Here is a 1,342-nt window from a genome sequence, read left to right on the forward strand (position 1 = left end):
CCGGCCAGCCGGGTCGAGCACGCGCCTGCGCTGACACCACTGATGGAACTGCGCGAGGCGCTGGGGGCCCTCAAAGGCCCGCTGGGTAACGCACCTGCGTTCCGTAAAGCCATCGAAGGCGTGCTCGCCGACGACGAATCCCGCGGTCGCGTACTCGGTGAGCTGGGCCTGAACGCCGCAGCCACGGACGCCTGAGACTCCAGCCAAGGAAGCCAACACAATGAGCACTAGCGCAGCACAAGAGAAGAGCGCCGGCAACGGCGAGTACAGCATTCTCGACAGCATCATCGCCGAAACCCGTCTGACCCCGGACGACGAAGCCTACGACATCGCCAAGCGCGGTGTGTCGGCGTTCATCGAAGAACTGCTCAAGCCGCAGAACAACGGTGAGCCGGTCAAGAAAGCCATGGTTGACCGCATGATCGCCGAGATCGATGCCAAGCTCAGCCGTCAGATGGACGAGATCCTGCACCACCCGGAATTCCAGGCTCTGGAATCGTCGTGGCGTGGTCTGCAGTTGCTGGTCGACCGCACCAACTTCCGCGAAAACATCAAGATCGAAATCCTCAACGTCTCCAAAGAAGACCTGCTGGACGATTTCGAAGATTCGCCGGAAGTCATGCAGTCGGGCCTGTACAAGCACATCTACACCGCTGAATACGGCCAGTTCGGTGGTCAGCCTGTGGGCGCGATCATCGCTAACTACTACATGTCGCCGAGCTCGCCAGACGTCAAGCTGATGCAGTACGTGGCCAGCGTTTCGTGCATGTCCCACGCGCCGTTCATCGCTGCTGCCGGTCCGAAGTTCTTCGGTCTGGAAAGCTTCACCGGCCTGCCGGATCTGAAAGATCTGAAAGACCACTTCGAAGGCCCGCAATTCGCCAAATGGCAGAGCTTCCGTACCTCGGAAGACTCCCGCTACGTTGGCCTGACCGTGCCGCGTTTCCTGCTTCGTAACCCGTACGATCCGGAAGAAAACCCGGTCAAATCGTTCGTGTACAAGGAAACCGTTGCCAACAGCCACGAGCATTACCTGTGGGGCAACACTGCTTACGCGTTCGGCACCAAGCTGACCGACAGCTTCGCCAAATTCCGCTGGTGCCCGAACATTATCGGCCCGCAGAGTGGTGGCGCGGTTGAAGATCTGCCGTTGCACCACTTCGAAAGCATGGGCGAAATCGAAACCAAGATTCCTACTGAAGTTCTGGTTTCCGACCGTCGTGAATACGAACTGGCCGAGGAAGGCTTCATTTCCCTGACCATGCGTAAAGGCTCCGACAACGCGGCGTTCTTCTCCGCAAGCTCGGTGCAGAAGCCGAAGTTCTTCGGCATCAGCGCAGAA

General features: G+C 59.0%; 2 protein-coding genes. Both read left to right on the plus strand.

Features of this window, described 5'->3' with window-relative positions; genetic code table 11:
* Window positions 1–195, plus strand: a 195-nt coding sequence (locus ACIPZE_RS28970; protein WP_400776863.1) for a type VI secretion system contractile sheath small subunit, incomplete at its 5' end; no start/stop codon positions are given.
* 25 nt (window positions 196–220) lie between these two features.
* The coding region (gene tssC / locus ACIPZE_RS28975) for a type VI secretion system contractile sheath large subunit (RefSeq protein WP_400776865.1) at window positions 221–1,342 on the plus strand (1,122 nt) is incomplete at its 3' end.

The organism is Pseudomonas sp. NPDC089741 (assembly GCF_044748825.1).
Classification (GTDB): domain Bacteria; phylum Pseudomonadota; class Gammaproteobacteria; order Pseudomonadales; family Pseudomonadaceae; genus Aquipseudomonas; species Aquipseudomonas helmanticensis.